At 71.6% G+C, this 22,487-nt stretch carries 21 protein-coding genes; 8 read left to right on the forward strand and 13 right to left on the reverse strand.

Annotated elements, in window-relative coordinates; genetic code table 11:
- Nucleotides 1-11: 11 nt before the first annotated feature.
- The gene (locus NFR93_RS15145; RefSeq protein ID WP_251455174.1) at nucleotides 12-923 is read left to right on the forward strand and encodes a glycine betaine ABC transporter substrate-binding protein; all 912 of its coding nucleotides are present in this window, start codon (nucleotides 12-14) and stop codon (nucleotides 921-923) included.
- Between the two features lie 993 nt (nucleotides 924-1,916).
- On the opposite strand, the gene NFR93_RS16015 is transcribed toward NFR93_RS15145, so the two are convergent.
- Together NFR93_RS16015 and purL are read right to left on the reverse strand one after the other, a co-directional pair.
- Nucleotides 1,917-2,048 (reverse strand): hypothetical protein, encoded by a 132-nt coding sequence (locus NFR93_RS16015; protein WP_285814612.1) that lies wholly within the window; start codon nucleotides 2,046-2,048, stop codon nucleotides 1,917-1,919.
- Nucleotides 2,049-2,083: 35 nt separating this feature from the next.
- Nucleotides 2,084-4,432: a phosphoribosylformylglycinamidine synthase subunit PurL gene (purL, locus tag NFR93_RS15150; RefSeq protein ID WP_251455176.1), complete on the reverse strand. Its 2,349-nt coding sequence runs from the start codon at nucleotides 4,430-4,432 to the stop codon at nucleotides 2,084-2,086.
- Between the two features lie 104 nt (nucleotides 4,433-4,536).
- Between purL and NFR93_RS15155 the strand changes: the two genes are divergently transcribed.
- The 3 genes from NFR93_RS15155 to NFR93_RS15165 are packed head-to-tail and all read left to right on the forward strand — an operon-like array spanning nucleotide 4,537 to nucleotide 6,831.
- Nucleotides 4,537-4,905, forward strand: coding sequence for an ArsR/SmtB family transcription factor (locus NFR93_RS15155; RefSeq protein ID WP_251455179.1), 369 nt, complete (start codon nucleotides 4,537-4,539; stop codon nucleotides 4,903-4,905).
- 1 nt (nucleotide 4,906) lies between these two features.
- On the forward strand, nucleotides 4,907-5,887 hold the full coding sequence (locus tag NFR93_RS15160; protein ID WP_251455181.1) for an SRPBCC family protein: 981 nt from the start codon (nucleotides 4,907-4,909) through the stop codon (nucleotides 5,885-5,887).
- A gap of 47 nt (nucleotides 5,888-5,934) precedes the next feature.
- Nucleotides 5,935-6,831: a TerC family protein gene (locus NFR93_RS15165; protein ID WP_251455183.1), complete on the forward strand. Its 897-nt coding sequence runs from the start codon at nucleotides 5,935-5,937 to the stop codon at nucleotides 6,829-6,831.
- Nucleotides 6,832-7,173: 342 nt separating this feature from the next.
- Here the strand turns inward: NFR93_RS15165 and sufU are convergent, their stop codons facing one another.
- The 5 genes from sufU to NFR93_RS15190 are packed head-to-tail and all read right to left on the reverse strand — an operon-like array spanning nucleotide 7,174 to nucleotide 13,002.
- Entirely contained in the window at nucleotides 7,174-7,626 is a 453-nt protein-coding gene (gene sufU, locus NFR93_RS15170; RefSeq protein WP_251455185.1) for a Fe-S cluster assembly sulfur transfer protein SufU, read from the reverse strand.
- Entirely contained in the window at nucleotides 7,623-8,927 is a 1,305-nt protein-coding gene (locus NFR93_RS15175) for a SufS family cysteine desulfurase (RefSeq protein ID WP_251455187.1), read from the reverse strand. The genes sufU and NFR93_RS15175 overlap by 4 nt, the downstream gene beginning before the upstream one ends.
- A 45-nt stretch (nucleotides 8,928-8,972) precedes the next feature.
- On the reverse strand, nucleotides 8,973-10,211 hold the full coding sequence (locus NFR93_RS15180) for an amidohydrolase (RefSeq protein WP_251455189.1): 1,239 nt from the start codon (nucleotides 10,209-10,211) through the stop codon (nucleotides 8,973-8,975).
- A gap of 51 nt (nucleotides 10,212-10,262) precedes the next feature.
- A complete protein-coding gene (locus NFR93_RS15185) occupies nucleotides 10,263-11,279 on the reverse strand; it encodes a LacI family DNA-binding transcriptional regulator (RefSeq protein ID WP_251455192.1) in 1,017 nt (338 codons plus the stop codon).
- A 40-nt stretch (nucleotides 11,280-11,319) separates the two neighbouring features.
- A complete protein-coding gene (locus NFR93_RS15190; protein WP_251455195.1) occupies nucleotides 11,320-13,002 on the reverse strand; it encodes a glycoside hydrolase family 13 protein in 1,683 nt (560 codons plus the stop codon).
- A gap of 75 nt (nucleotides 13,003-13,077) precedes the next feature.
- Between NFR93_RS15190 and NFR93_RS15195 the strand changes: the two genes are divergently transcribed.
- The 3 genes from NFR93_RS15195 to NFR93_RS15205 are packed head-to-tail and all read left to right on the forward strand — an operon-like array spanning nucleotide 13,078 to nucleotide 17,032.
- Entirely contained in the window at nucleotides 13,078-13,599 is a 522-nt protein-coding gene (locus NFR93_RS15195; RefSeq protein WP_251455198.1) for an adenine phosphoribosyltransferase, read from the forward strand.
- Nucleotides 13,599-16,160, forward strand: coding sequence for a circularly permuted type 2 ATP-grasp protein (locus NFR93_RS15200; RefSeq protein WP_251455201.1), 2,562 nt, complete (start codon nucleotides 13,599-13,601; stop codon nucleotides 16,158-16,160). Before NFR93_RS15195 ends, NFR93_RS15200 begins: the two co-directional genes overlap by 1 nt.
- A complete protein-coding gene (locus NFR93_RS15205) occupies nucleotides 16,157-17,032 on the forward strand; it encodes a transglutaminase family protein (protein WP_251455205.1) in 876 nt (291 codons plus the stop codon). The genes NFR93_RS15200 and NFR93_RS15205 overlap by 4 nt, the downstream gene beginning before the upstream one ends.
- 30 nt (nucleotides 17,033-17,062) lie before the next feature.
- Here NFR93_RS15205 and pucL read toward each other — a convergent pair whose 3' ends face one another.
- From pucL to NFR93_RS15235, 6 genes are read right to left on the reverse strand one after another with little or no spacing between them, the layout of a single operon-like run.
- Complete coding sequence (gene pucL, locus NFR93_RS15210) at nucleotides 17,063-17,980, reverse strand: factor-independent urate hydroxylase (RefSeq protein WP_251455208.1); 918 nt, start codon at nucleotides 17,978-17,980, stop codon at nucleotides 17,063-17,065.
- 3 nt (nucleotides 17,981-17,983) lie between these two features.
- Entirely contained in the window at nucleotides 17,984-18,319 is a 336-nt protein-coding gene (gene uraH, locus NFR93_RS15215) for a hydroxyisourate hydrolase (RefSeq protein ID WP_251455211.1), read from the reverse strand.
- A gap of 4 nt (nucleotides 18,320-18,323) precedes the next feature.
- Nucleotides 18,324-18,824, reverse strand: a complete 501-nt coding sequence (gene uraD / locus NFR93_RS15220; RefSeq protein WP_251455214.1) for a 2-oxo-4-hydroxy-4-carboxy-5-ureidoimidazoline decarboxylase — start codon at nucleotides 18,822-18,824, stop codon at nucleotides 18,324-18,326.
- A 43-nt stretch (nucleotides 18,825-18,867) separates the two neighbouring features.
- The gene (locus NFR93_RS15225; protein ID WP_251455217.1) at nucleotides 18,868-19,683 is read right to left on the reverse strand and encodes an ABC transporter ATP-binding protein; all 816 of its coding nucleotides are present in this window, start codon (nucleotides 19,681-19,683) and stop codon (nucleotides 18,868-18,870) included.
- Nucleotides 19,680-20,567 (reverse strand): ABC transporter permease, encoded by an 888-nt coding sequence (locus NFR93_RS15230; protein ID WP_251455220.1) that lies wholly within the window; start codon nucleotides 20,565-20,567, stop codon nucleotides 19,680-19,682. Before NFR93_RS15230 ends, NFR93_RS15225 begins: the two co-directional genes overlap by 4 nt.
- A complete protein-coding gene (locus NFR93_RS15235; RefSeq protein WP_251455223.1) occupies nucleotides 20,564-21,520 on the reverse strand; it encodes an ABC transporter substrate-binding protein in 957 nt (318 codons plus the stop codon). The genes NFR93_RS15230 and NFR93_RS15235 overlap by 4 nt, the downstream gene beginning before the upstream one ends.
- A 212-nt stretch (nucleotides 21,521-21,732) precedes the next feature.
- Between NFR93_RS15235 and NFR93_RS15240 the strand changes: the two genes are divergently transcribed.
- Nucleotides 21,733-22,353 (forward strand): helix-turn-helix domain-containing protein, encoded by a 621-nt coding sequence (locus tag NFR93_RS15240; protein ID WP_251455226.1) that lies wholly within the window; start codon nucleotides 21,733-21,735, stop codon nucleotides 22,351-22,353.
- Nucleotides 22,354-22,487: the final 134 nt, after the last annotated feature.

The following is a 22,487-nucleotide window of genomic DNA, read 5'->3' on the forward strand; positions in this document are numbered from 1 at the left end:
AGGGAAGCACCATGAGAAATCGACAGCTGACAGGAATCCTCGCCCTCGGCGCCGCCGCGACGCTCACGCTCGCGGGCTGCGCCGGAGGTTCCGATGACACCGGGAACGGTGGCAGCGGTTCGGACGAGATGGGCACGATCACGCTCGGGTACCTCCCCTCGTGGACCGACGGCCTGAGCACCGCCTACTTGCTCGAGAACCAGCTCGAGAAGCTCGGCTACACCGTCGAGATGCAGGAGCTCACCGAAGCGGGACCGCTGTACGCGGGACTCGCGCAGGGCGATGTCGACATGTATCCGTCGGCCTGGCCCGAGCTGACCCACGCCTCGTACATGGAGGAGTACGGCGACGACATCGAGGACATCGGCACCTATTACGAGAATGCGGTGCTGACGATCGCGGTCCCCGATTACGTCGACATCGAGTCGATCGAAGACCTCAAGGGCAATGCCGACATGTTCGGTGGCCGGATCATCGGCATCGAGCCGGGCGCGGGTCTCACCGGCGTGACGCAGGACTCGATGATCCCCGCCTACGAGCTGGGCGACGAGTACGAGCTCGTCACCTCTTCGACCGCGGCGATGCTCACCGAGCTCGAGAATGCGATCGCCAGCGAGGAGGACATCGTCGTGACGTCGTGGCGGCCCTTCTGGGCGAACGACGCGTACGACCTGCGTGACCTCGAGGACCCGATGGGCGCCATGGGCGACCCCGAAGGCCTGCACTTCCTGGGAACGAGCGACTTCTCGGAGCGCTTCCCCGAGGCCGCTGAGCTCATCGCCGGCATCGCGCTCGACGACGCCGAGTACGCGTCGCTCGAGGACATGGTCGTGAACGAGTACGGCGAGGGCAACGAGCCCGAGGCGGTCGAGGCCTGGCTCGAGGCGAACCCCGACGCCTTCGACACCATCATCACCGACTGAGCAGCATCCGATCGGTGAGGGGCTCGGCTACGGCCGGGCCCCTTCGTCGTCTCCCGTGCGCGGGGTCGGGCTCGAACGGCGCGCGGGGACAGGCCAGACGGGCGGGCGGGGGTCGGTGGTCGCGGCGGTGGCCTTCGGGGGTTCCGCCTGCCGGGAGCCGGCGCACGGGTCTCGGCGGCCGCAGTGGGGGGCATCGCCGCGGCCAGCAGGCCGGGCAGCCGTTCGACGAGGGGCAGCACCGCGTCGCGCCACCCCGCCGTCGGCAGATCCGCCCGGGCGGTGCCCTGCGCACTGCGCTCCGCCTCGGCGAATGTCCGCTCAACTGCGGACACGGCGTCGCGGTAGGCCGCGAACTGTGCGGGCGAGATCCGGTCCCGCGCCGATGCCGGGCGCAGACCGTGCGCCTCGCGCTGAGCGCGCAGGAAGGCGAGAGTCGACGGATGCTGCGCATCGAGCATCTGCGGGAAGGACAGTGCCTTCGCCGCATCCGTCTCGTACTCGAGCCAGCGCGACGTCACGGCGTCATGCCGACTCATCAGGGCTTCGAGGGGGAGGGGTGAGCCGGTGAACACGGCACGATAGCGCGCTCGCGACGCCTTCACCCGGCCCCGGCTCGCGCGAAGTCTCAGCGAAGCGGCGCGCTCGGCCTGTTTGGCGGACAGCAGAACCTGTCGGGCCTCGATCGCCGCGCGCCCACCGATCGACGGCACGCCGGACCGCGCTCTGGCCGTGAGCACCTCGGCTCGAGCCGTCCGCACGTCCACCCGGGCCGCCTGCAGTGCCTGGTACGCGAGGCCCTCGTCGTACCGTGCGGCGTCGAGCTCCAGCCGGCGCGCACGTCGTCCTCGGGACGTGACCGCTCCGTATCCGGCAGCGGCTGCGCCGACGCCGGTGGGCGCGACCCACCACCAGGCGCCGAGAAGCTCGAACCAGGGGTCCACCCGGCCATGCTAACCCGGCCCGCGCGCCGCGCCGAGAGTCCTCGGGGGACGCTCAGCCGAACAGCAGGGCGATGACCGTGGCGCCGCCGCCGACGAGGATGAGCGAGATGATGACGACCCACGCCACGACCTTCATCCGTCGCTGGCGTGCCTGACCGTACTCGGCGTAGTCGTCGTCGCTCATGCGCTCCAGTGTAGGCGGGTGACCGTGTCGTCCGATCAGGCGACGGGCTCGCTCACCGTCGCGCCGAACGCTGCCGGGAGAGTGGCGGTCGACAGCCCGCGCAGCTCGGCCAGCGGCACCGTGAACAGGCCCTGCACCTCGAGCGCGGCGGGCTCGCCGTCCTCGACGACGTCGGTGACGCCGATGCGCAGCACCGGATAGCCGCGTCCCTCGCAGAGGCCGCGGAACTTCACGTCGTCCTCGCGGGGCACGCTCACGATGACACGACCGGTGGACTCCGAGAACAGAGCGGTCGCGGCATCCACCCCATCGCGCTCGAGCAGCTCGTCGAGCCACACCCGAGCGCCGACGCCGAAGCGCAGCACCGCCTCGGCGAGCGCCTGGGCGAGGCCCCCCGACGACAGGTCGTGCGCGCTCGAGACGAGCGACTGCAGCGAGGCGGCGTGGATGAGCTCGGCCAGACGCTTCTCGCCGGCGAGGTCGACCGCCGGCGGACGACCGCCGAGGTGCCCGTGGATCGTGCCGGCCCACTGCGACCCGTCGAGCTCGGCGGCGGTGGTGCCGAGGAGGTAGATGTTCTCGCCGGCATCCTGCCAGCCCGACGGGATGCGGCGGGCGACGTCGTCGATGATGCCCATGACGCCGACCACCGGGGTCGGGAAGATCGGCTGGTCGCCGGTCTGGTTGTAGAACGACACGTTGCCGCCGGTGACGGGGACTCCGAGCTCGAGGCACGCGTCCGACAGGCCCTCGACGGCCTGCGAGAACTGCCACATCACCTCGGGGTTCTCGGGGCTGCCGAAGTTCAGGCAGTCGGTGACCGCGGTCGGCACCGCGCCTGAGACGGCGACGTTGCGGTACGCCTCAGCCAGCGCGAGCTGCGCACCCGCGTACGGGTCGAGCTGGCAGTAGCGGCCGTTGCAGTCGGTGGCGATCGCGAAGCCGAGCCCGGACTCCTCGTCGACGCGGATCATGCCGGCGTCATCGGGGAACGACAGCGCGGTGTTGCCCATGACGTAGTAGTCGTACTGGTTGGTCACCCACGACGTGTCGGCGAGGTTCGGGCTCGACACCAGGCGCGTGAACTGCGCCCGCAGCTCGTCGCCGGAGTCGGGGCGGGGGAGTGCGGCGGCGGTGTCGTCGCGGAGCGCGTCGATCCACGTCGGGTAGGCGACCGGACGCTCGTACACGGGGCCGTCGACGGCGACCGTGGACGGGTCGACGTTGACGATCTCCTCGCCGTGCCAGAAGATCTGCAGGCGGCCGTCGCCGGTCACCTCGCCGAGCACGCTCGTCTCGACGTCCCACTTGCCGGTCACGGCCAGGAACGCCTCGAGCTTCTCGGGCGCGACGATCGCCATCATGCGCTCCTGGCTCTCGCTCATGAGGATCTCCTCGGGCGTGAGCGAAGGGTCGCGCAGCAGCACGTTCTCGAGGTCGACGCGCATGCCCGAACCGCCGTTGGCGGCCAGCTCGCTGGTCGCGCACGAGATGCCGGCGGCACCGAGGTCCTGGATCGCCTCGACGAGCTCGCCGCGGTAGAGCTCCAGGCAGCACTCGATGAGCACCTTCTCGGCGAACGGGTCGCCGACCTGGACGGCGGGGCGCTTGGTGGGACCGCCGTCGGCGAACGTGTCGGAGGCGAGGATCGACGCGCCGCCGATGCCGTCGCCGCCGGTGCGGGCTCCGAACAGCACGACCTTGTTGCCGGCACCCGAGGCGTTCGCGAGCTTGAGGTCCTCGTGGCGCAGGACGCCCACCGCGAGGGCGTTCACGAGCGGGTTGCCCTGGTAGACGGCGTCGAAGACGGTCTCGCCGCCGATGTTCGGCAGCCCGAGGCAGTTGCCGTAGAACGAGATGCCGCTGACGACGCCGTGCACGACGCGTGCGGTGTCGGGGTGGTCGATCGCGCCGAAGCGCAGCTGGTCCATGACGGCGACCGGGCGCGCGCCCATCGAGATGATGTCGCGCACGATGCCGCCGACGCCCGTAGCGGCGCCCTGGAACGGCTCGATGTAGCTGGGGTGGTTGTGCGATTCGACCTTGAACGTCACCGCCCAGCCCTCGCCGATGTCGACGACGCCGGCGTTCTGCCCCATGCCCACCATGAGGCGGGTCTTCATCTCGTCCGAGACCTTCTGCCCGAACTGGCGCAGGTAGATCTTCGAGGACTTGTACGAGCAGTGCTCGCTCCACATCACCGAGTACATCGCCAGCTCGCCCGACGTGGGGCGGCGGCCCAGGATCTCGCGGATGCGGTCGTACTCGTCCGGCTTGAGCCCGAGGGCGCCGTACGGCTGCTCCTTCTCGGGCGTCGCCGCGGCGATCTCGACGGTGTCGGCGGCGGGGCGCGCCGTGGCGGGGGAATCGGTGGGAGTGGTCATGCGGCTGAGCTCCAGAAATCGCGGGCGCCGGACCGCTCCATTCTAGGGGCGCGCCGCTGAGGACCTCTTGACGGATGCCGGGGGTCGGCGTAACGTGCAACCAAATGGTTGTACAAACGAGGCTCAGCGATGACGAGATCGACCGTGTGTTCCACGCGCTCGCCGCGGCGACACGGCGCGACATCCTGCGGCGCGCGATCGAGGCGGAGCACTCCGTGTCGGCGCTGGCCCGCGCGTACGACATGTCGTTCGCGGCCGTGCAGAAGCACGTCGCCGTCCTCGAGGCCGCGGGCCTCATCATCAAGCGCGCCGAAGGGCGCGAGCGGCTCGTCCGCGCGGATCCGGCAATGATCGCCCGCGCCCGCGCGCTCCTCGCCCGTTACGAGGAGATGTGGCGCGCCCGCATCGACCGCCTCGACGCCCTGCTCTCCGAAGACCCCTCCCCGGAACCGATCGCACACGAAGGAGATTGACATGCCTGTCACCGAGGTCACCACCGATCCCGAGGCACTCACCATGACGCTGACCGCGGACGTCGCGGCATCCGTCGACCGGCTGTGGGACGCCTTCACCGACCCGCGCCAGCTGGAGCGGTTCTGGGGCCCGCCCGGATACCCCGCCACCTTCACCCAGTTCGACCTCGAAGTCGGCGGACGGGCGCGGTACGTCATGACCAGCCCGCGCGGCGAGCAGTTCCACGGTCTGTGGGAGTTCCTCGAGATCGACGGGCCGCGGTCGTTCACCGCGCTGGACTCGTTCGCCGACGCCGACGGCCAGGTGCTGGCCGACATGCCGACGTCGCGGATGGTGTTCGTGTTCGAGCCCACCGAGACGGGCGCGCGGCTGCGCAACACCACCTACTTCGACTCCGCCGACGCGCTCGAGCAGGTCGTGGCGATGGGCGCCGTCGAGGGTTCGACGATGGCGATGAACCAGCTCGACCGGGTGCTCGATGGCCTGCGCGCCTACGCCGCCGGGAAGGGCACGCAGACCGAGCTGCTCGACGACACGCACGTGCGCATCACCCGCCTCATCGAAGGGCCCCGCGACCTGGTCTGGCGTGCGCACCACGACCCGGAGCTGCTCACGCAGTGGCTGCTGGGCCCCGACGGATGGCGCATGTCGGTGTGCGAGGTGGACCCCGTGGTCGGCGGACGCTACCGCTACCAGTGGGAGCCGGTCGGCGACACCGAGGGCGAGGCGTTCGGATTCGACGGCGAGACGCTGCTGATCGACGCGCCGCGCCGGTCGGTCACCACCGAGCACATGACCGGCACCGACTTCCCCTCCACCCTCAACGACCTCACCCTCGACGAAGAGGACGGCGCGACGCTCATCACGGTGCTGATCGAGTATCCCGACAAGGCTACGCGCGACATGGTGCTGGCCACCGGGATGACCGACGGCATGGAGACCAGCTACGCCCGATTGGAGCGCACTCTCGTGTCGGCCTGATCCCGTGTCGGTGTGGGGCGCGGCATCCGCTCGCCTACGCTGAGCGCGTGGACTTCTCCTTTGCCTTCACGCCCGACCTGATCGCGGTCTTCCTCACGCTGTTCGTGCTCGAGGTGGTCCTCGGCGTCGACAACGTGATCTTCATCTCGATCCTGGCCTCCAAGCTCCCCAAGGAGCAGCAGGCCAAGGCGCGGAACCTCGGCCTCACGCTGGCGATGGTCATGCGCGTGCTGCTGGTGCTGGCCGCCGGCTGGATCATCACGCTGAAGGACGACGTCGTCGAACTGTTCGGCATGGGCTTCTCGTGGAAGGACTTCATCCTCATCGCGGGTGGACTGTTCCTCATCTACAAGGCCACGACCGAGATCCACCACAAGCTCGAGGGTGCCGAAGAGGAGCACGGCGCCGGGGGCGGCAAGGCCATCACCTTCGGGTCGGTGATCGCGCAGATCCTCGTGCTCGACCTCGTGTTCTCGCTCGACTCGGTGATCACGGCCGTGGGCATGACCGAGAACGTCGTCGTGATCATCACGGTGGTCGTGCTCTCGTTCGGCATCATGCTGTTCGCCGCGCGCTTCATCTTCGCCTTCGTCAACAACCACCCGACGGTGAAGATGCTGGCGCTGGCGTTCCTGCTGCTGATCGGTGCGTTCCTCGTGGCCGAGGGCTTCGGCTTCCACATCGAGAAGGCGTTCATCTACGGACCGATGGCGTTCGCGATCCTGGTCGAGGCGCTGAACCTCACCTACGCGGCGCGCAAGGCCAAGCGCGAGCAGAAGCGTGCGCACGCGGTCAAGCTGCGCCCGCAGTATCCGGACGTCGACGAGTCGGTGGCCGTCGCGGCGGCGCTGTCCAAGGACCGCACCTCCGGAGCCGTGGGCCTGTCGCGGCGCCCGGTCGCCGGCGACGCCCCGTCGTCCGACGAGCGCGCCGGCCTCGGCTGACCCGCCCCGCCGGCCGGGCGGCTGGCCGGGCGACGGCCGGGGTCGGCCGGGCGGGCGGAGGTGCGGGCGGGGACGCGTGCGCACGTGCCCCTCGCGTGCGTGATTCCCCCGCACGCCGGGGCGTCGTGCGCACGCGCCCCCAGGCCGGAGGCCGCCGGGCTCAACCGACCCGCGGGACGCGTGCGCACGCGTCACTCGCGTGCGTGATTCCCCCGCACGCCGGGGCGTCGTGCGCACGCGTCCCCGAGCGGCGTCCCCGAGCGGCGTCCCCGAGCGGCGAGGCCGCCGGCGGGGGCGCGCCGGCAGGGGCCAGCCGGCGGGCCGGCTGAGGCGGTCGCGGCGTCAGGCGCGGGCGAGGGCGTCCTCGAGGGCGACCCACGCCAGCATCGCGCACTTGACGCGGGCCGAGTACTTCGAGACCCCCGACAGGGCGGCGGCGTCCGAGAACGTCTCCTCATCGAGCGGGATCTTGCCGCGCGAGCGCAGCGCCTCGCGGAAGCCGTCGATGAGCGTCGTCACCTCGGCGCGCGTGAGGCCGTCGTCGCCGCCGTCCTCCTCGAGAAGGGCGACGAGCATCGACGCGGACGCCTGCGAGATCGAGCAGCCGGCACCCTCCCACGTCACATCGCGCACGTGGTCGCCGTCCATCCGCACCCGGAGGGTGATCTCGTCGCCGCACACCGGGTTCTTCTGGTGCGAGGTCGCCGTGGCACCCTCTTCGTCGGCCAGCCCGAACCCCTTGGGCCGCTTGGAGTGGTCGAGGATGAGCTCCTGGTAGAGGGATTCGAGGCTCACGAGGCGACTCCGAAGAACGAGCGGATGCCGGACACGGCGTCCAGGAAGACGTCGACGTCGTCGGCGGTGTTGTACAGGGCTGCGCTGGCGCGCACCGACGCGGTCATCCCGAAGCGGCGGTGCAGCGGCTGGGCGCAGTGGTGCCCGACGCGGACGGCGATGCCGCGTGCGTCGAGGAACTGACCGGCGTCGTGCGCGTGGACGCCGTCGACGTCGAACGCGCACAGCGCGACCCGGTCGACCCCTTCGGCGTCGCCGAGCAGGCGGATGCCGGGGATCTGCCGAAGCCCTTCGCGCATGTGCGCCTCGAGCCGCGTCTCATGCGCGTGCACCGCGGGCATGCCCACGCCCTCCAGGTAACGGACGGCCTCGGCGAGGGCCACGGCCTGCGACACCGGCTGCGTGCCCGCCTCGAACTTCTGCGGCGGTGGCAGGTAGTCGGCCTCGTCGAGGGTCACTGTGGTGATCATCGATCCGCCGGTGAGGAACGGCGGCAGGGCCTCGAGCACCTCGGCCCGCCCGTACAGGCCGCCGATGGCGTAGGGGCCGAGCATCTTGTGGCCCGAGAACACCGCCAGGTCGACGCCCAGGGCGGGCAGATCCAGCGGCAGGTGCGGCGCGGACTGGCACGCGTCCATGACGGTGAGGGCACCGGCATCCTTCGCCCGCGCGATCAGCTCGTCGACGGGATTCACGATGCCGAGCACGTTCGACACGTGCGGGAACGACACCACGCGGGTCCGCTCGCCGATGAGGTCGGCGGCGGCCGCCATGTCGAGCGTGCCGTCCTCGTGCACGGGGATGTGGCGGAGGACCGCGCCCATGCGGGCGGCGAGCTCCTGCCACGGGATGAGGTTGGCGTGGTGCTCGCTCTCGGTGATGACGATCTCGTCGCCCGCGCGCAGCGCGTACGGCGCGCTCGCCGGGGCGCCGCGGCCGATCGCGGCGTTGCCGAGCGCGTACGCGACGAGGTTGATGCCCGCGGTGGCGCCGCTGGTCCACACGAGCTGCTCGGGGGCGGCGCCGACGAAGCCGGCGACGGTCTCGCGGGCGTCCTCGAAGGCGTCGGTCGCCTCGGCGGCGAGCGTGTGGGCCCCGCGGTGGACGGCGGCGTTCGTGCGCGAGAGGAAGTCGACCTCGGCATCGATCACGGCGCGGGGCTTCTGGCTCGTCGCGGCCGAGTCGAGGTAGACCAGGGGCTGGTCGTTCACGCGCTCGTCGAGCAGCGGGAAGTCCGCGCGCAGGGCCGCGGCGTCGAGCGCGGGCGCGTCAGCGGAGGTGGAAGGGGGAGCGGGGGTCACCCCTCCAGGCTACGCCGCGTCGCGGCATCCGGTCTCGGGGTCGGCTCAGCCCAGGAATTCGCGCGCGGCCACGACGATGTTCTGCACGCCGTTGTCGAGCGTCGGCTGCAGCACCGGTGCGAAGAACGGCGAGTGGTTGGTGGGGATGTCGCGCTCGATCGTGCCGCGCCGGTGCGCCTCGGCGTACGCGTGCGGATCGACCCCGCCCCAGAACCAGTACACCAGCGGGGCGCCGGACTCGCGGGCGAACCACGACACGTCCTCGCTGCCGGTGAACATGCCCGGGTCGACGACGGCGTCCTCGCCGAAGTGCCGTGCGAACGCGGCGCGCAGGCGGTCGGTGGCATCGACGTCGTTGATGGTGGGCGGCAGCGAGTGGTCGACGCTGATGACCGGCTCGACTTCTGCTCCGGATGCCGCGGCCTCGGCCCGCACGATGCGCTCGACCTTCTGCATGACGCGCTCCCGGGCGGCGTCGTCGGGGTAGCGCAGGCTCAGCTCGAGGACCGCCTCGGCGGGGATGATGTTGTTCTTCAGGCCGGCGTGGATGGAGCCGACGGTGACGACGGCGACGTCGCGGGGATCGACCTCGCGCGAGACGATCGTCTGCAGGCGCATGACGGTGGCGGCGGCCATGACGACCGGGTCGATCGTGGAGTGCGGACGCGAGCCGTGCCCACCGCGGCCGTGCAGCACCACGCGCAGGCCGTCGGAGGCGGCCATCTGGGTGCCGCTGCGCACCCCGATGGTGCCGGCGGGCAGCGGGGTGACGTGCTGGCCGAGCACGACGTCGGGCTTCGGGAACCTCTCGAGCACGCCGTCGGCGATCATCGCCTGGGCGCCGGCGCCGTACTCCTCGGCGGGCTGGAAGACCGCCACGACGGTGCCGTGCCACTCGGACGTCGTCGCGACGAGCTGCTCGAGGGCACCGATCATCGCGCTCACGTGCATGTCGTGGCCGCACGCGTGCATGACGGGGACGTCGGCGCCGGCGGGATCGACGCCGCGCGCCGTGCTGGCGTAGGCGAGGCCGGTGCGCTCCTCGACCGGCAGGCCGTCGGTGTCGGCGCGGAGCCACACGACCGGTCCCTCTTCGGCCGCCCCCGCGTCCGCCTTGGGGTTGCGGATGATCGCGGCGATGCCGGTCTTGCCGATGCCCTCCTCGAACTCGATGCCGAGTTCGCTGAGTCTGGCCGCGATCACGCCGGCCGTGCGCGTCTCTTGGAACGACAGCTCGGGGTGGCGGTGCAGATCGATGTAGAGGGCGTCGAGGTCGATCGTCATGGGTCCGAGCCTACGCGGAGGCGGTCCTGCGGGTGCCCTGAGGCCCGGCGGTCACTCCACGCGTCGCGCGGTCGACCCGCGCACGACGAGGTCGTAGGGCAGCGCCCCGGGCACGTGGCTCTCGGCCTTGTCTCCGGCGGCCAGCAGTTGGAGGATCGCCTCGGCGGCCCGCTCGCCCTGTCCGAGGGGGAACTGGTCGACGGTGGTGAGGCGGAAGAAGTCGCCCAGCTCGTGACCGTCGATGCCCACGACCGACAGATCCTCGGGCACGCGATAGCCGAGCTCACGGGCCGCCAGGAGCGCGCCGATCGCCATTTCGTCGGATGCCGCGAAGATGGCCGTCGGGCGTTCACCGGGCCTGCCCAGCAGCTGCTTCGCGGCGCGGAATCCGCCCTCGATCGTGAAGTCCGCCGGCTCGTACAGCGCCGGATGCACGGGGATCCCCGCGTTCGTCAGTGCGGATTCGAAGCCCTGCCGACGCTGGGTGGGCACGTGGAAGTCCACATCGAACTCGGGGCTCGCGCCGATGTGGGCGATGTCGCGGTGGCCCAGTGCGATCAGGTGCTCGGTGGCCAGGCGCGCCACGGCCAGGTCGTCGACGGTGAGCGTGGCAAGGCCCGGGTTCGGTCCGCCGATGGCGATGACGGGCAGATCCAGCGCGCGCAGCCGCTCGATCTCGTCGTGTCCGAGCTCGAGCGAGATGGCGATCACACCGTCCACGCGCTGACGGCGCAGGAACGTCTCGAAGATGCTGTGACGCTGCGCGCGATCGGCGGTGAGGTTGTACAGCGTGATGTCGTACCCCTGCCGCATGAGCGCGTTCGCGATGCCGCTGAGCACGGTGCTGAAGAACCAGCGGTCGAGGAACGGCACCAGCACGCCGATGTTGCGCGTGCGCCCGGACGCCAGGCTCGACGCCGACGCCGAGACGACGTAGCCGAGCGCCTGCGCGGCGATCTCTACGCGTGCCCGGGTCGCGGTGGACACATGGCCGCGCCCGCTCAGGGCGCGCGAGACGGTCGCCGTCGATACGCCCGCCTTGCGGGCGACCTCGTCGATGCTGACCACGCCGTCACCTCGTTCTCTCCGGGCCGGACGGCCCGATCCGTCAGCCCTGCGCCATCCACACGGTCGTGTCGGCGGGGAGCCGGTCGCCGTCGATCGGACCGCTGGCGACGATGACCACGCCCTCGGGCAGCGCGATCGGCGTCGTCCCGGCGTTCGCGACGACGGTGACCTCGCCGTTGCGGAAGGCCACCGCATCCGGTCCGAGCCCGTCGATCCACTCGAGTGCGCCGCTGCCCAGACCGTGGGCGCGGCGGGCCTCGAGGAGCGCCCGGTACAGGGACAGGGTCGAGGCGGGGTCGTCGACCTGCTGGTCGCGGGCGAGCGTCGCCCACTCCGCGGGCTGCGGCAGCCACGAGGCGCCGGTGTCGTTGAACCCGTAGGCGTCGCCGGTCGAGGTCCACGGCAGGGGCACGCGGCAGCCGTCGCGTCCGTAGCGCTCGCCGCCGGTGCGGAACCACGTCGGGTCCTGACGGGCTTCTCCGGGGATGTCGATGACCTCGGGAAGGCCGAGCTCCTCGCCCTGGTACAGGTAGGCCGAGCCCGGGAGCGCGAGCATGAGGGCGGTCGCGGCACGTGCGCGACGCAGGCCGACCTCGGGGATGGGCTTGCCGGGGGAGTCCGGGCCGATGCCGTGACCCTGCGGGTTCTCGGCGGTGAGCGCGAGACGCGAGGCGTGGCGGACGACGTCGTGGTTCGACAGCACCCACGTGCTCGGCGCGCCGACGGCGGCATAGGCGCGGATCGACTCGTCGACGACGTCGCGGAGCGCCGCGGCGTCCCAGCCGGTCTCGAGGTAGGCGAAGTTGAACGCCTGGTGCATCTCGTCGGGGCGTACCCACAGCGCCGTCTGCTCGGGCGTGGGAAGCCAGGCCTCGGCGCACAGCGCGCGGTCGCCGTCGTACTCGGCCAGCAGCGTGTGCCAGTCGCGGTAGATCTCGTGAACGCCGTCCTGGCCCCAGTAGGGCACGCCGGCCTCTTCGCCGCCCATCGACCCCGCGTCGGGGTCGGGCGTGTAGTCCGGCAGTCCGTCGGCCTTGATCATGCCGTGGGCGACGTCCACGCGGAAGCCGTCGACCCCGCGGTCGAGCCAGAAGCGCAGGATGCGACGGAACTCTTCGCGCACCTCGTCGTTGGTCCAGTCGAAGTCCGGCTGCGTCGAGTCGAACAGGTGCAGGTACCACTGGCCGGGCGCCCCGTCCTCCTCGACCACGCGGGTCCACGCCGGCCCGCCGAAGACGGACTCCCAGTTGTTCGGGGGCAGCTCGCCGTGCGCGCCCTGCCCGTCGCGGAACATGTAGCGCGCGCGCTCGCGGCTGCCCGGGCCAGCGGCCAGGGCCTGCTGGAACCACTCGTGCTGGTCGGAGGAGTGGTTCGGGACGAGGTCGACGATGACCCGGATGCTGCGACCGTGAGCTCCGTCGAGCATGGCGTCGAAGTCCTCGAGCGTGCCGAACAGCGGGTCGACGTCGCAGTAGTCCGACACGTCGTACCCGGCATCCTTCTGCGGGGAGCGCTGGAACGGGCTCAGCCAGATGGCGTCGACGCCGAGCTCGGCCAGGTCGTCGAGCTTGGCCGTGATGCCCGGCAGGTCGCCGATGCCGTCGCCCGAGGCGTCCGCGAAGGAGCGCGGGTAGATCTGGTAGATGACGGCGGTGCGCCACCACTCGGAACCGGGAGCGGAGGGGAGGGCGCCGGTGCGGGGGGCGGTCTCGGTCGAAGGCATGCGGAACAGGATACTGCAAGCGCTTACATGTCACGTGATCGGAGCCTGTGCGCCCGGCGGGACTAGGGTGGGCGCGTGCCTGAAGACGCCCTCGCCCGTGCCGAGTCGCTCATCCGGACGATCCCCGACTATCCCGAGCCCGGGATCCTGTTCCGCGACATCACGCCGCTTCTCGCGGACGCGGCCGCACTGCGCGCCGTCACCGAGGCCCTCATCGCTCCGTTCGCCGGAGAGTTCGACATCGTCGCCGGCGTCGAGGCGCGCGGCTTCCTCCTCGCGGGCGCCATCGCGCTGACGGCCGATGTCGGTCTCGTGCCGATCCGCAAGGCGGGCAAGCTGCCGCGGCCCGCGGCGTCCGTCTCGTACGCCCTCGAATACGGCACGGCCACGATCGAGGCCCACGACGACCTGCCCGCCGGCGCACGCGTGCTCCTCGTGGACGACGTGCTGGCCACGGGCGGCACGCTGGTCGCGGCACGAGAGCTGGTCGAGGCGCTCGGCGGCGTCGTCGTCGGCACCACGGTGCTGATGGAGCTCGAGACCCTGGGCGGACGCGCCGTGGTCGGCGAGGTCCACAGCGTCGTGCGGACCGAGTGATGAGTCTCCTGCAGGAGTACGCCGCCGGTCTCAGCCGGGCGACGCTCCCACTGGACGCGGACTCGTCGGCGGTCCGCTACGACGAGGTGATCGCCCCGGGCGGCGGACTCCGCCCGGCGTGGAAGACCCTCGCGGCCGCCACGGTGGGCCTCACCGGCGACGAGATCGCCCGGGTGGATGCCGAGATCGCCCGGACGCTCGCCGATGACGGCGTCACCTACGGGCACCCCGTGCACGGCCCGCGACCGTGGCGACTGGACCCGCTGCCGCTCGTGCTGGATGCCGCGACGTGGTCGCGCCTGGAACTGGGCCTGGCCCAGCGGGCCGAACTCCTCAACGCGATCATGGCCGACGTGTACGGCGACCAGCGTCTGCTCGCCGAGGGCGTCATCCCCGCGGCCGCGGTGGTGGCGCACCCCGGATTCGTGCGGGCCATCGCGCGGCCGAGCGTCGCGACGGACCCCTCGCTGCTGATGTCGGCCACCGACCTCGGCCGCGACGAGGACGGCGAATGGCGCGTGCTCGCCGACCGGGTCCAGGCGCCCTCGGGGCTCGGCTACGCGATGGAGAACCGGCTGGTGCTCTCGCGCACCCTTCCCGACCTCTACGGCGACGCCGACCTCCACCGCATGGACCCCTACTTCGCGGTGCTGCGCGACGCGCTGCTGCAGTGCGCGCCCACCGACGACCCCGACCCGCGCGTCGTGGTGCTCTCACCCGGCACGCACTCCGAGACCGCGTACGACCAGGCCTTCATCGCCAACACGCTCGGCTTCCCGCTCGTGCAGGGAAGCGACCTCGTCGTCAGCGACGGCTACGTGTGGATCAAGCCGGCCCGCTGGCCGCATACGGCGCCGATCGACCGGGTCGACGTGATCCTCCGTCGCGTCGACTCGACGTGGTGCGATCCGCTCGAGCTGCGCGGCGACTCGCAGCTGGGCGTCGCCGGGCTCGTCGAGGCGGTGCGGCGCGGCCGCGTCCACGTCGTGAACGGCCTCGGCGCCGGTGTCCTGGAGAACCCCGCGCTGCTGCCCTACATGGCCGCCGCGTGCGAGCGGCTCCTCGGCGAGCAGCTGCGACTGCCCTCGGCGCCCGCCTGGTGGTGCGGCGACCCCGTAGGCCGCGACCGCGTCCTGGAACGTCTGCGCACCGACCCCGACGGCATCCTGCTGCGACACCTCGACGGCACGGCCGTCGGGTTCGGCGCGACCGCCGTCGCGGGCGACACTCCGGCCGGCGGCGCGCCGGTCGGAGGCGCGCGGGATGCCGGGACGGCCGAATCCGCGGACGCCCTCGTGGCCCGCATCCTGGCGCATCCCTACCGCTACGTCGGCGTGGACCGCCTGCCCCTGTCGCAGGCCCCGGTCTTCACCGCCGGAGCCGCCGCCGCCCACCCCCTCGTGCTGCGGGCCTTCACCGTCCGGTACGGGCCCGCTTATCGCACGCTCGCCGGCGGGATGGCTACGGCGCGCGACGTCGACGGGGCCCCGCTCACGAAGGACGTGTGGGTGCTGAAGGCCGACCCGGCCGAGCCCGACCAGGGGCTCGCGGGCGCCCCGCGTCTGACGATGATCCCCTCCATCCCGGCCCTGGCCCCCCGAGCCCTCGAGGACATGTACTGGGCCGGCCGCTACGCCGAGCGCACCGAGGATCTGCTGCGACTGGTGCTCGCCACCCGGGCGCACCTCGAGCGCGGACGGACCAGGACAGCGGATGCCGCGCCGGTGCTCTTCGGCGTGCTCCGACGACTCGCCGGTCACCGCTTCGACGATCCCGCCGACGAGCTGCGGTCGCTGCTGGTCGACGACGCGCGCGCCGGCTCGGCCGCGCACGCCCTCTCCGGGATGCGGGACGCGCTGGAGGGCGTGCGCGATCAGCTCTCGGGCGACACGTGGCGGGTCTTCGCCATCGCCGACCGCGCCAAGAAGGCGGCCACGACCTCGACGCACGTTCCGCAGATCGCCGAATCCGCCGGCCGCATGCTCAGCGGCGTGCTGTCGCTGCACGGCGTCACCGCGAACATGATCCGCGACCCGGGCTGGCACATGATCCAGGCCGGACGCTACCTCGAGCGCGCCGCGCAGCTGTGCACGCTGCTGTCGGCCACGACGCGTTCGCACGCCGGGGCGATCGACCGCGAAGTCCTCGACGGCGTGCTGCTCGCGGCCGAGAGCCTCGTCACCCACCGTCGGCGGTACCGCGGCTACGGGCGGATCCGCAGCGTGGTCGAGCTGCTCCTGCTTGACCCGGACAACCCGCGGTCGATGGCGTTCTCGCTCGAGCACCTGCGCGCGCACCTCGCGGCGCTGCCCGATTCCACCGGCTCCACGCGGCCCGAGCGGCTGCGCCACGAGCTCGCCGACCGACTCGCCGCCGTCGACCCCGCCGTGCTGGCGGTCGAGACCGACGGGCGCCGGAGGGCGCTGGCCGACCTCCTCGACGAGACGGCCGCGGGGCTGCGTCAGCTGTCGGACGCGATCGCCGACGTGCACTTCGCCGGCGGTCCGCCCGCGGTCCAGCTGTCGTCCCTCGCCCTCATCGAGGAGATCGGCCGCGCATGAGGTACCAGCTGTCGCATCGCACCGAGTACTCCTACGACAAACCCGTCCGCAACAGCCTGGGCGTCCACCACCTGCGTCCGCGCGAGCTGCCGTGGCAGAACGTCGCCGCGCACAGCGTCACGATCGATCCGCTGCCCGGCGACCACGCGCCCGATGTGGACTACTACGGCAACTCGGTGACGTACTTCCACGTCACCGAGCCGCACCGGCACCTCGTCATCGACTCGTCCAGCGAGGTCACGGTCGAGCGCCCGCGATACGACGACGCCGCCCTCGCCCAGCCGTGGGAGACCGCCCGTCCCCTCGTCGGCCTCTCGCCCGACGCGTGGGCGGCGACGGAGTTCGCGCTGGAGTCCCCGCGGGTGGCCCACATCCCCGAGGCCGCGGAGTACGGCGCCGTCTCGCTCGCGCCCGGACGCCCGCTGGGCGAGGCGGTCACCGATCTCATGCAGCGCATCCACCGCGACTTCGACTACGACACCAAGGCGACCACCGTCACGAGCACCGTGGCCGACGCGATGCGTAAGCGCGCGGGCGTGTGCCAGGACTTCGCCCACGTCGCCCTCGCGTGTCTGCGCAGTCACGGCGTCGCCGCCCGCTACGTCAGCGGGTACCTCGCCACCCAGCCGCCGCCGGGCAAGGAGCGGGTGGTGGGAGCGGATGCGTCCCACGCGTGGCTCGCGGTGTGGGTTCCGGCATCCGGGGAATGGCTCGCGATCGACCCCACCAACGATCAGTGGGCGAACGAGCGCTACATCACGGTCGCGTGGGGTCGCGACTACGGCGACGTGTCGCCCGTGCGCGGCATCATCTGGTCGAAGGCGAAGAGCTCCACCCTGCGCGTCGCCGTCGACGTCGCCCCCGCCGGCTGACGCCTTCGAGCCATACGCCCCCCGCAGGGATCAGACGAAGGCGGGCAGGTCGGTCCAGGCCTCGGGGGCGGCGGGCGCGCCGTCGCGGGTGACCGTGCCCTCGATGAGGCCGTACGGACGGTCGGCGGCGTAGAAGACCTCGTTGGGGTTATCGAGGCCGAACGCCGACAGGTCGTAGGCGAAGTGGTGCTTGTTGGGCATCGCGAAGCGCATCTCGGCGATCTCGGGTCGCGCCTCGATGGCGGCCCGCCCCATCTCGAACAGGGTCTGCTGCAGCGCCAGCGAGTGCACGGCGGCGAACGTCGACAGCAGCACGTCGAGCACCTCGGCGTACAGCGCGTTGTAGTCGATGCCCGCGGCGACGGCGTCGGGCAGGAAGCGCCACCGCCCGGTCACCGAGGTCGCCATGATGCGGTCGTCCGTCTCTCCGAGCGTCGTGTAGCGGTCGCGGGGGAAGCCGTGGAACTCCGATCCGGTGGACTTCAGAACGGTGAGGTCCTTCACGCCACCGAGCACGTGCGTGCCGCCGTCGATGGTCTGCACCGCCGCGAGCCGCGTCGCCCGCCCGGGCCGCACGAAGGCGTGGTCGTGCTCGGCGCCGTCGACGACGATGCGCTCCCACTCGTACTGCTCGGCCTGCCACAGGCCGCCGTCGATCCACTCGAAGCTCGACACGAAGTGCCGGCCGAGGGCGACCAGGTAGTCCTCGGGCGAGCGGATCCCGTGCTCTTTCGCGAACGCGAACGCGGTGTTCTTCTGCGTGTCGGTGGCCACGATCAGGGCGTTGTCGCCCGAGAGGTACGACTGGGCGAGAGCCGCCCCGCGCAGCTGCGACGAGACGTTGAGGTCGACGATCTCGTGGCGGGCGGCATCGCGGTAGATGCGCACGATCCGGTTCTCGGCCTTGCCGTACTTGTTGGCGCCCAGGCTCACGGACACGTCGGTCATGGATCAGCTCCCTCGATAGGTCGAATAGGCGAACGGGCTCAGCAGCAGCGGCACGTGCAGATGCGGCTCGCCCGACACCGTGAACGTCACGATCACGGCGGGATAGAAGGTCTCGACACCGCGCGCGGCGAAGTACGGCCCCGTCGAGAACGTCAGCGTGTACGCGCCGTCGTCGAGACGCGCGGGACCGAGCGCGGCGCGTCCGTCGGCATCGGTGGCTCCCTCGGCGACGGGGGTCGCACGGCCGGCGTCATCGAGCCGGGCGAGGGCGATGCGGACCTCCTGCGCCGGCAGGCCGGTTGCGGCGTCGAGGACGTGGGTGGTGAGATGCGCGGTCATGCCCTCATCCTGCCGTCACGCTCCGGCGCAGGCGCAAGAGGGCGATCTCGGCGAGCTGCCCGACCGCTTCGGCGACCTCGGCGTCGTCATCGTTGCCCAGCCGGCGCTCCAGCTCGGCGAGCATCTCCTGGGGCGAGCGTCCGGCCGCCCGGATCAGGAACACCCGGCCGAACCGCTCCTCGTAGTCGCGGTTGCCCGCGGCGATCCGGTCGGCGACGTCGGCTGCGGCATCCGACATGCTCGCCTGCTCCCGACGGGATGCCGCAGCCTCGGCCCCGGTCCCGGCCGGTCTCTCGCCGATACGCGGATGGTGCGCGAGCGCGGCGTCCAGCTCGGCGCGACCCCACGACGAGGACAGTCCCGCCGCCGCGTCGGCGAGATCGCGCACCGAGGCGTAGGGCCGCCGAGCGACGACCGCGTCGACCCAGGCGGGGATCGCCGCCCACAGCGCCACGGCCTCGCGGGCGGGGGCGGTATCCAGGCTGTTGAACTCGTCGATGTGCATGCGGGGTCCGATCTCGATGTGGGTGCGACGCTATCGGGCCCGGTCAGACGTGCCCGGCGACGGCGTGCACGAGGTCGGAGATCTCGCGCTTGTACTCGTTGAACTCGGGACCGGTGATGTCGCGCTCGCCGGGGAGGTCGATCGTCACGATGCGGCTGATGTGGCCGGGCACGCCGTGCGAGGCGCCGCCGGTCATCACCACGACGCGGTCGGCGAGGAACACGGCCTCTTCGATGGAGTGCGTGACGAACACCACGGTCGTCTTCGTCTCGACGTGGATGCGCTTGAGCTCGGTCTGCAGATCCGAGCGGGTGAGGGCGTCGAGCGCCCCGAACGGCTCGTCCATCAGCAGCACCTGAGGCTCGTTGGCCAGCACGCGGGCGATCGCGACGCGCTGCTGCATACCGCCCGAGAGCTGGCCGGGGTACTTCTCGGCGAAGCGCGAGAGGCCGACGGTCTCGATGAAGCGGTCGGCGAGTTCCGCCGCGCGCGCCTTCGGCAGCCGCCGCCGGCGCGGACCGTACGCGACGTTCTCGCGGACGGTCAGCCACGGGAACAGGCCGTAGTCCTGGAAGACCACGCCGCGCTCGGGCGCGGGCCCGGTGACCGGACGCCCGCCGACGCTGATCGAGCCGCTCGTGGCCGGCTCGAAACCGGCGAGGATGCGCAGCACCGTGCTCTTGCCGCACCCGGACGCGCCGACCACCGCGACGAACTCGCCCGACGCGATCGTCAGGTCGACGTCGGCGACCGCTTGCACGCCCGCCCACTCCGGGCCGTAGCGCTTGCCGAGCCGGTCGATGACGACGTCGGCGGACGAGTGCTCGTTCACGGCTGCTCCGTTCGGTGAGAGGGTCATTTGATGAGGGGGCGGCCGCGCGTGAACACGCGGAAGGCGCCGATCAGAAGGCGGTCCGACAGGAACCCGGCCAGGCCGATGACGATCATCCCGACCACGACCATGTCGGTGCGCACCACGTCGCGGGCGAGGATGATCGCGGACCCGAGCCCGACGCTCACGCCCACGCTCTCGCCGAGGACGAGCACCACCCACGCGATGCCGAGGCCGACGCGCAGTCCGTTGACGACGGCCGCAGCGGATGCCGGAACGACCACCTGCGCCAGGATCTCCCACGGTCGGGCGCCCAGCATCCGGCCCGCTTCGATCAGACGCGGGGGCACCTCTTTGGAACCGCTGATGGCGCCCAGCACGATCGGGAAGAACGCCGACAGGGCGATCAGGAAGATCGTCGCCTGGTCTCCCCAGCCGATCAGGAGGCCGACGAGCGGCACCCACGCGGTGGCGGGGATGGGCCGGAACAGGTTGATGAACGGGTCGAACAGCGAGTCCATCGTGTAATAGCGGCCCATCAGGATGCCGAGCGGGATCGCGATCGCCGCGGCGATGCCGAACCCGACCAGCACCCGCAGCGACGACGCCGCGAGGTTGACCCACAGGTCGCCCGAGAACGCGTCGTCGTGGATGCCGCCGAACGCGTAGTCCCACAGCGACAGCACGACATCGCCCGGCGCGGGCAGGAACCCCATGCGGATGCCGATGACGGGGATCTCCCACGCCTGATCCCGACCGACCTGCCAGACGACGAGGAACAGCAGGGGGACCGGAAGGGCGAGCAGGCTGCGGCGCAGCAGCGCGCGCCGATTCGGGCGCCGGGCCGGTGGCCGACGGCGGGGCTCGGTCGAGCCCGCCGCGGCCGTTGCCGTCACCGGGGTCGCGGTCATGGCGCGAACGTGGTGTCGACGATGTCTTCGGCGGCGGGCGCCTCGTCGATCAGGCCGATGTCGGTCATCGCCGTTGCCAGAGCCTCGAGCTGTGCGACGTACTCGTCCGACAGGTCGGAACGCAGCCAGAAGTTCTCGAGCGCCGAGGTGAAGACCTCTTCGTCGCCGCCGAACTCCTCGACCATGCCGGGCAGCCACTCGTCGATGTTGTCGGCCATGTACGCGGTCGTGGCGGCATGGGTGTCGACGACCCGCTGCACGAGCTCGGGGTCCTCCTCGACGAGCGCGCCGGTGGTGACCAGGCCGATGTTCACCCGCCCGATGTCGGTCGAGTACGGGTCGAGCACCTCGGTGCCGCCGGCGGCCTTCGCGATCGAGACGCCGATCTCGACGCCCATGAACGCCGCGATGTCGCCGGCCATGAACGCCGACGCCATCTCGGGGACCGGGATCACGGCGAGGTCGAAGTCCTCGGGCGTGAGACCGGCGTCGTCGATCAGGAGGCGCAGCGCCACCTCCTGCGCCGAGCCCTGCACGATGCCGATGCGCTCGCCGACCAGGTCGTCGAGCGACGTCTCGCCGTTGCCGATGAAGCCGGAGCCGCCGTCGGCGGCGCTGGCGACGATGGTGAGGTCGCGGTCCTGCGAGACGGAGGAGATGGTGGGCGTGACGCCCGAGATGGCGAAGTCGATCGACCCGGAGGCGAGGGCGTCCGAGAGGGCCGGGGTGGTGTCGAGGGTCACGACCTCGAACTCCACGCCGTCCACGGCGTAGTCGTTGTAGAGGAACGGCTGGTAGAAGTGCGGCTGGCCGCGCAGGGTGCCGATCGTGACGGTCACGGTCTCGTCGTCCGAGCCGCCGGCGGCGGGGCTGCTGCTGCAGCCCGCGAGGAGCAGGGCGGCGGACGCGGCGGTCGCGGCGACCGCGAGGAGGCGGGTGCGGGGTGAGGACATGGGTGGACGCTCCAGGGGCGGTTTCCGGCGTGGGGCATACCGGCAGGCGGAAGGGGGTGGTGGGGCTGGCCTCATTCAAGACCCGCTGTTCGCTCGCGGTGTGAAGCGCGTGTAACGAGCGCGTTAAGTCGGGACTTAAGCCGCGCGCGGCGCGGGTGCGCGAGGATTTCGCTCCGCCCTACGATGGCGGCAGAGCGGTTCACGGAGGCCCCATGAGCGAGACGGCACTGCCGATGCAGATCGGAGCGCGCCTGCGCAGCATCCGGCAATCGTCGGGACGCTCGCTGGCCTCGGTCGCCCAGCAGATGGGGATCTCCTCCAGCGCGCTGTCGCAGATCGAGACCGGCGCGATGCAGCCGTCCGTCAACCGGCTCATCGAGTTCGTGACGGTGCTGGGCGTGCCCGTGTCGGCGATCTTCGACGACCTCGCGGTCTTCGCCCCCCGTCTGGGCGACGGGGCCGCAGACGTCACCGAGCCGCTCGAGGGCGTGCTCGTGTCGCAGCCCGACGCGGTCGAGGCGGCGCACCTCGGGCAGGGCGTCACCTACCGTCGACTCTCCCCAGCCGCGCTGCCCGGTGTCGACTGGTTCGAGTCGACGTATCCGCCCGGGTCGTCGTCGTCGATCGACGGCGCGATGCTCGTCCACGCCGGCTACGAGAGCGGGCACGTGGTGCAGGGCGAGCTCACCTTCGAGTTCGCCGACGGCGCCGTGCGGCTCGGCCGCGGCGGCTCACTGTCGTTCGCGGCGTCGCGTCCGCATCGCGTCGTCAACGACACCGCCGAGACCGCGGTCGCGATCTGGCTGACCCTCACCACCGCGGAGTCCTCGTAGCGCAGCCCACGCCCGCCGTTCGGATCACGTGAACTGGACGCGTGCGGTGGGTGGGTGCGGCATCCGGGGTTCAGATCACGTGAGCTGGACGCGTGCGGCGGGTGGGGCGCGGCATCCGGGGTTCGGATCACGTG

Origin of the sequence: Microbacterium sp. Marseille-Q6648, from assembly GCF_943181415.1 — a bacterium.
Taxonomy (GTDB): domain Bacteria; phylum Actinomycetota; class Actinomycetes; order Actinomycetales; family Microbacteriaceae; genus Microbacterium.

Excerpts from the sequence above, each read along its gene's own strand:
- NFR93_RS15145 (WP_251455174.1), top strand. The coding sequence starts at position 12 with ATGAGAAATCGACAGCTGACAGGAATCCTCGCCCTCGGCGCCGCCGCG.
- NFR93_RS16015 (WP_285814612.1), bottom strand. The coding sequence starts at position 2,048 with ATGAGCGACGACGACTACGCCGAGTACGGTCAGGCACGCCAGCGACGG.
- purL (WP_251455176.1), bottom strand. The coding sequence starts at position 4,432 with ATGACCACTCCCACCGATTCCCCCGCCACGGCGCGCCCCGCCGCCGAC.
- NFR93_RS15155 (WP_251455179.1), top strand. The coding sequence starts at position 4,537 with ATGGTTGTACAAACGAGGCTCAGCGATGACGAGATCGACCGTGTGTTC.
- NFR93_RS15160 (WP_251455181.1), top strand. The coding sequence starts at position 4,907 with ATGCCTGTCACCGAGGTCACCACCGATCCCGAGGCACTCACCATGACG.
- NFR93_RS15180 (WP_251455189.1), bottom strand. The coding sequence starts at position 10,211 with ATGACGATCGACCTCGACGCCCTCTACATCGATCTGCACCGCCACCCC.
- NFR93_RS15190 (WP_251455195.1), bottom strand. The coding sequence starts at position 13,002 with ATGCCTTCGACCGAGACCGCCCCCCGCACCGGCGCCCTCCCCTCCGCT.
- NFR93_RS15200 (WP_251455201.1), top strand. The coding sequence starts at position 13,599 with ATGAGTCTCCTGCAGGAGTACGCCGCCGGTCTCAGCCGGGCGACGCTC.
- NFR93_RS15205 (WP_251455205.1), top strand. The coding sequence starts at position 16,157 with ATGAGGTACCAGCTGTCGCATCGCACCGAGTACTCCTACGACAAACCC.
- pucL (WP_251455208.1), bottom strand. The coding sequence starts at position 17,980 with ATGACCGACGTGTCCGTGAGCCTGGGCGCCAACAAGTACGGCAAGGCC.
- uraH (WP_251455211.1), bottom strand. The coding sequence starts at position 18,319 with ATGACCGCGCATCTCACCACCCACGTCCTCGACGCCGCAACCGGCCTG.
- uraD (WP_251455214.1), bottom strand. The coding sequence starts at position 18,824 with ATGCACATCGACGAGTTCAACAGCCTGGATACCGCCCCCGCCCGCGAG.
- NFR93_RS15225 (WP_251455217.1), bottom strand. The coding sequence starts at position 19,683 with ATGACCCTCTCACCGAACGGAGCAGCCGTGAACGAGCACTCGTCCGCC.
- NFR93_RS15230 (WP_251455220.1), bottom strand. The coding sequence starts at position 20,567 with ATGACCGCGACCCCGGTGACGGCAACGGCCGCGGCGGGCTCGACCGAG.
- NFR93_RS15235 (WP_251455223.1), bottom strand. The coding sequence starts at position 21,520 with ATGTCCTCACCCCGCACCCGCCTCCTCGCGGTCGCCGCGACCGCCGCG.
- NFR93_RS15240 (WP_251455226.1), top strand. The coding sequence starts at position 21,733 with ATGAGCGAGACGGCACTGCCGATGCAGATCGGAGCGCGCCTGCGCAGC.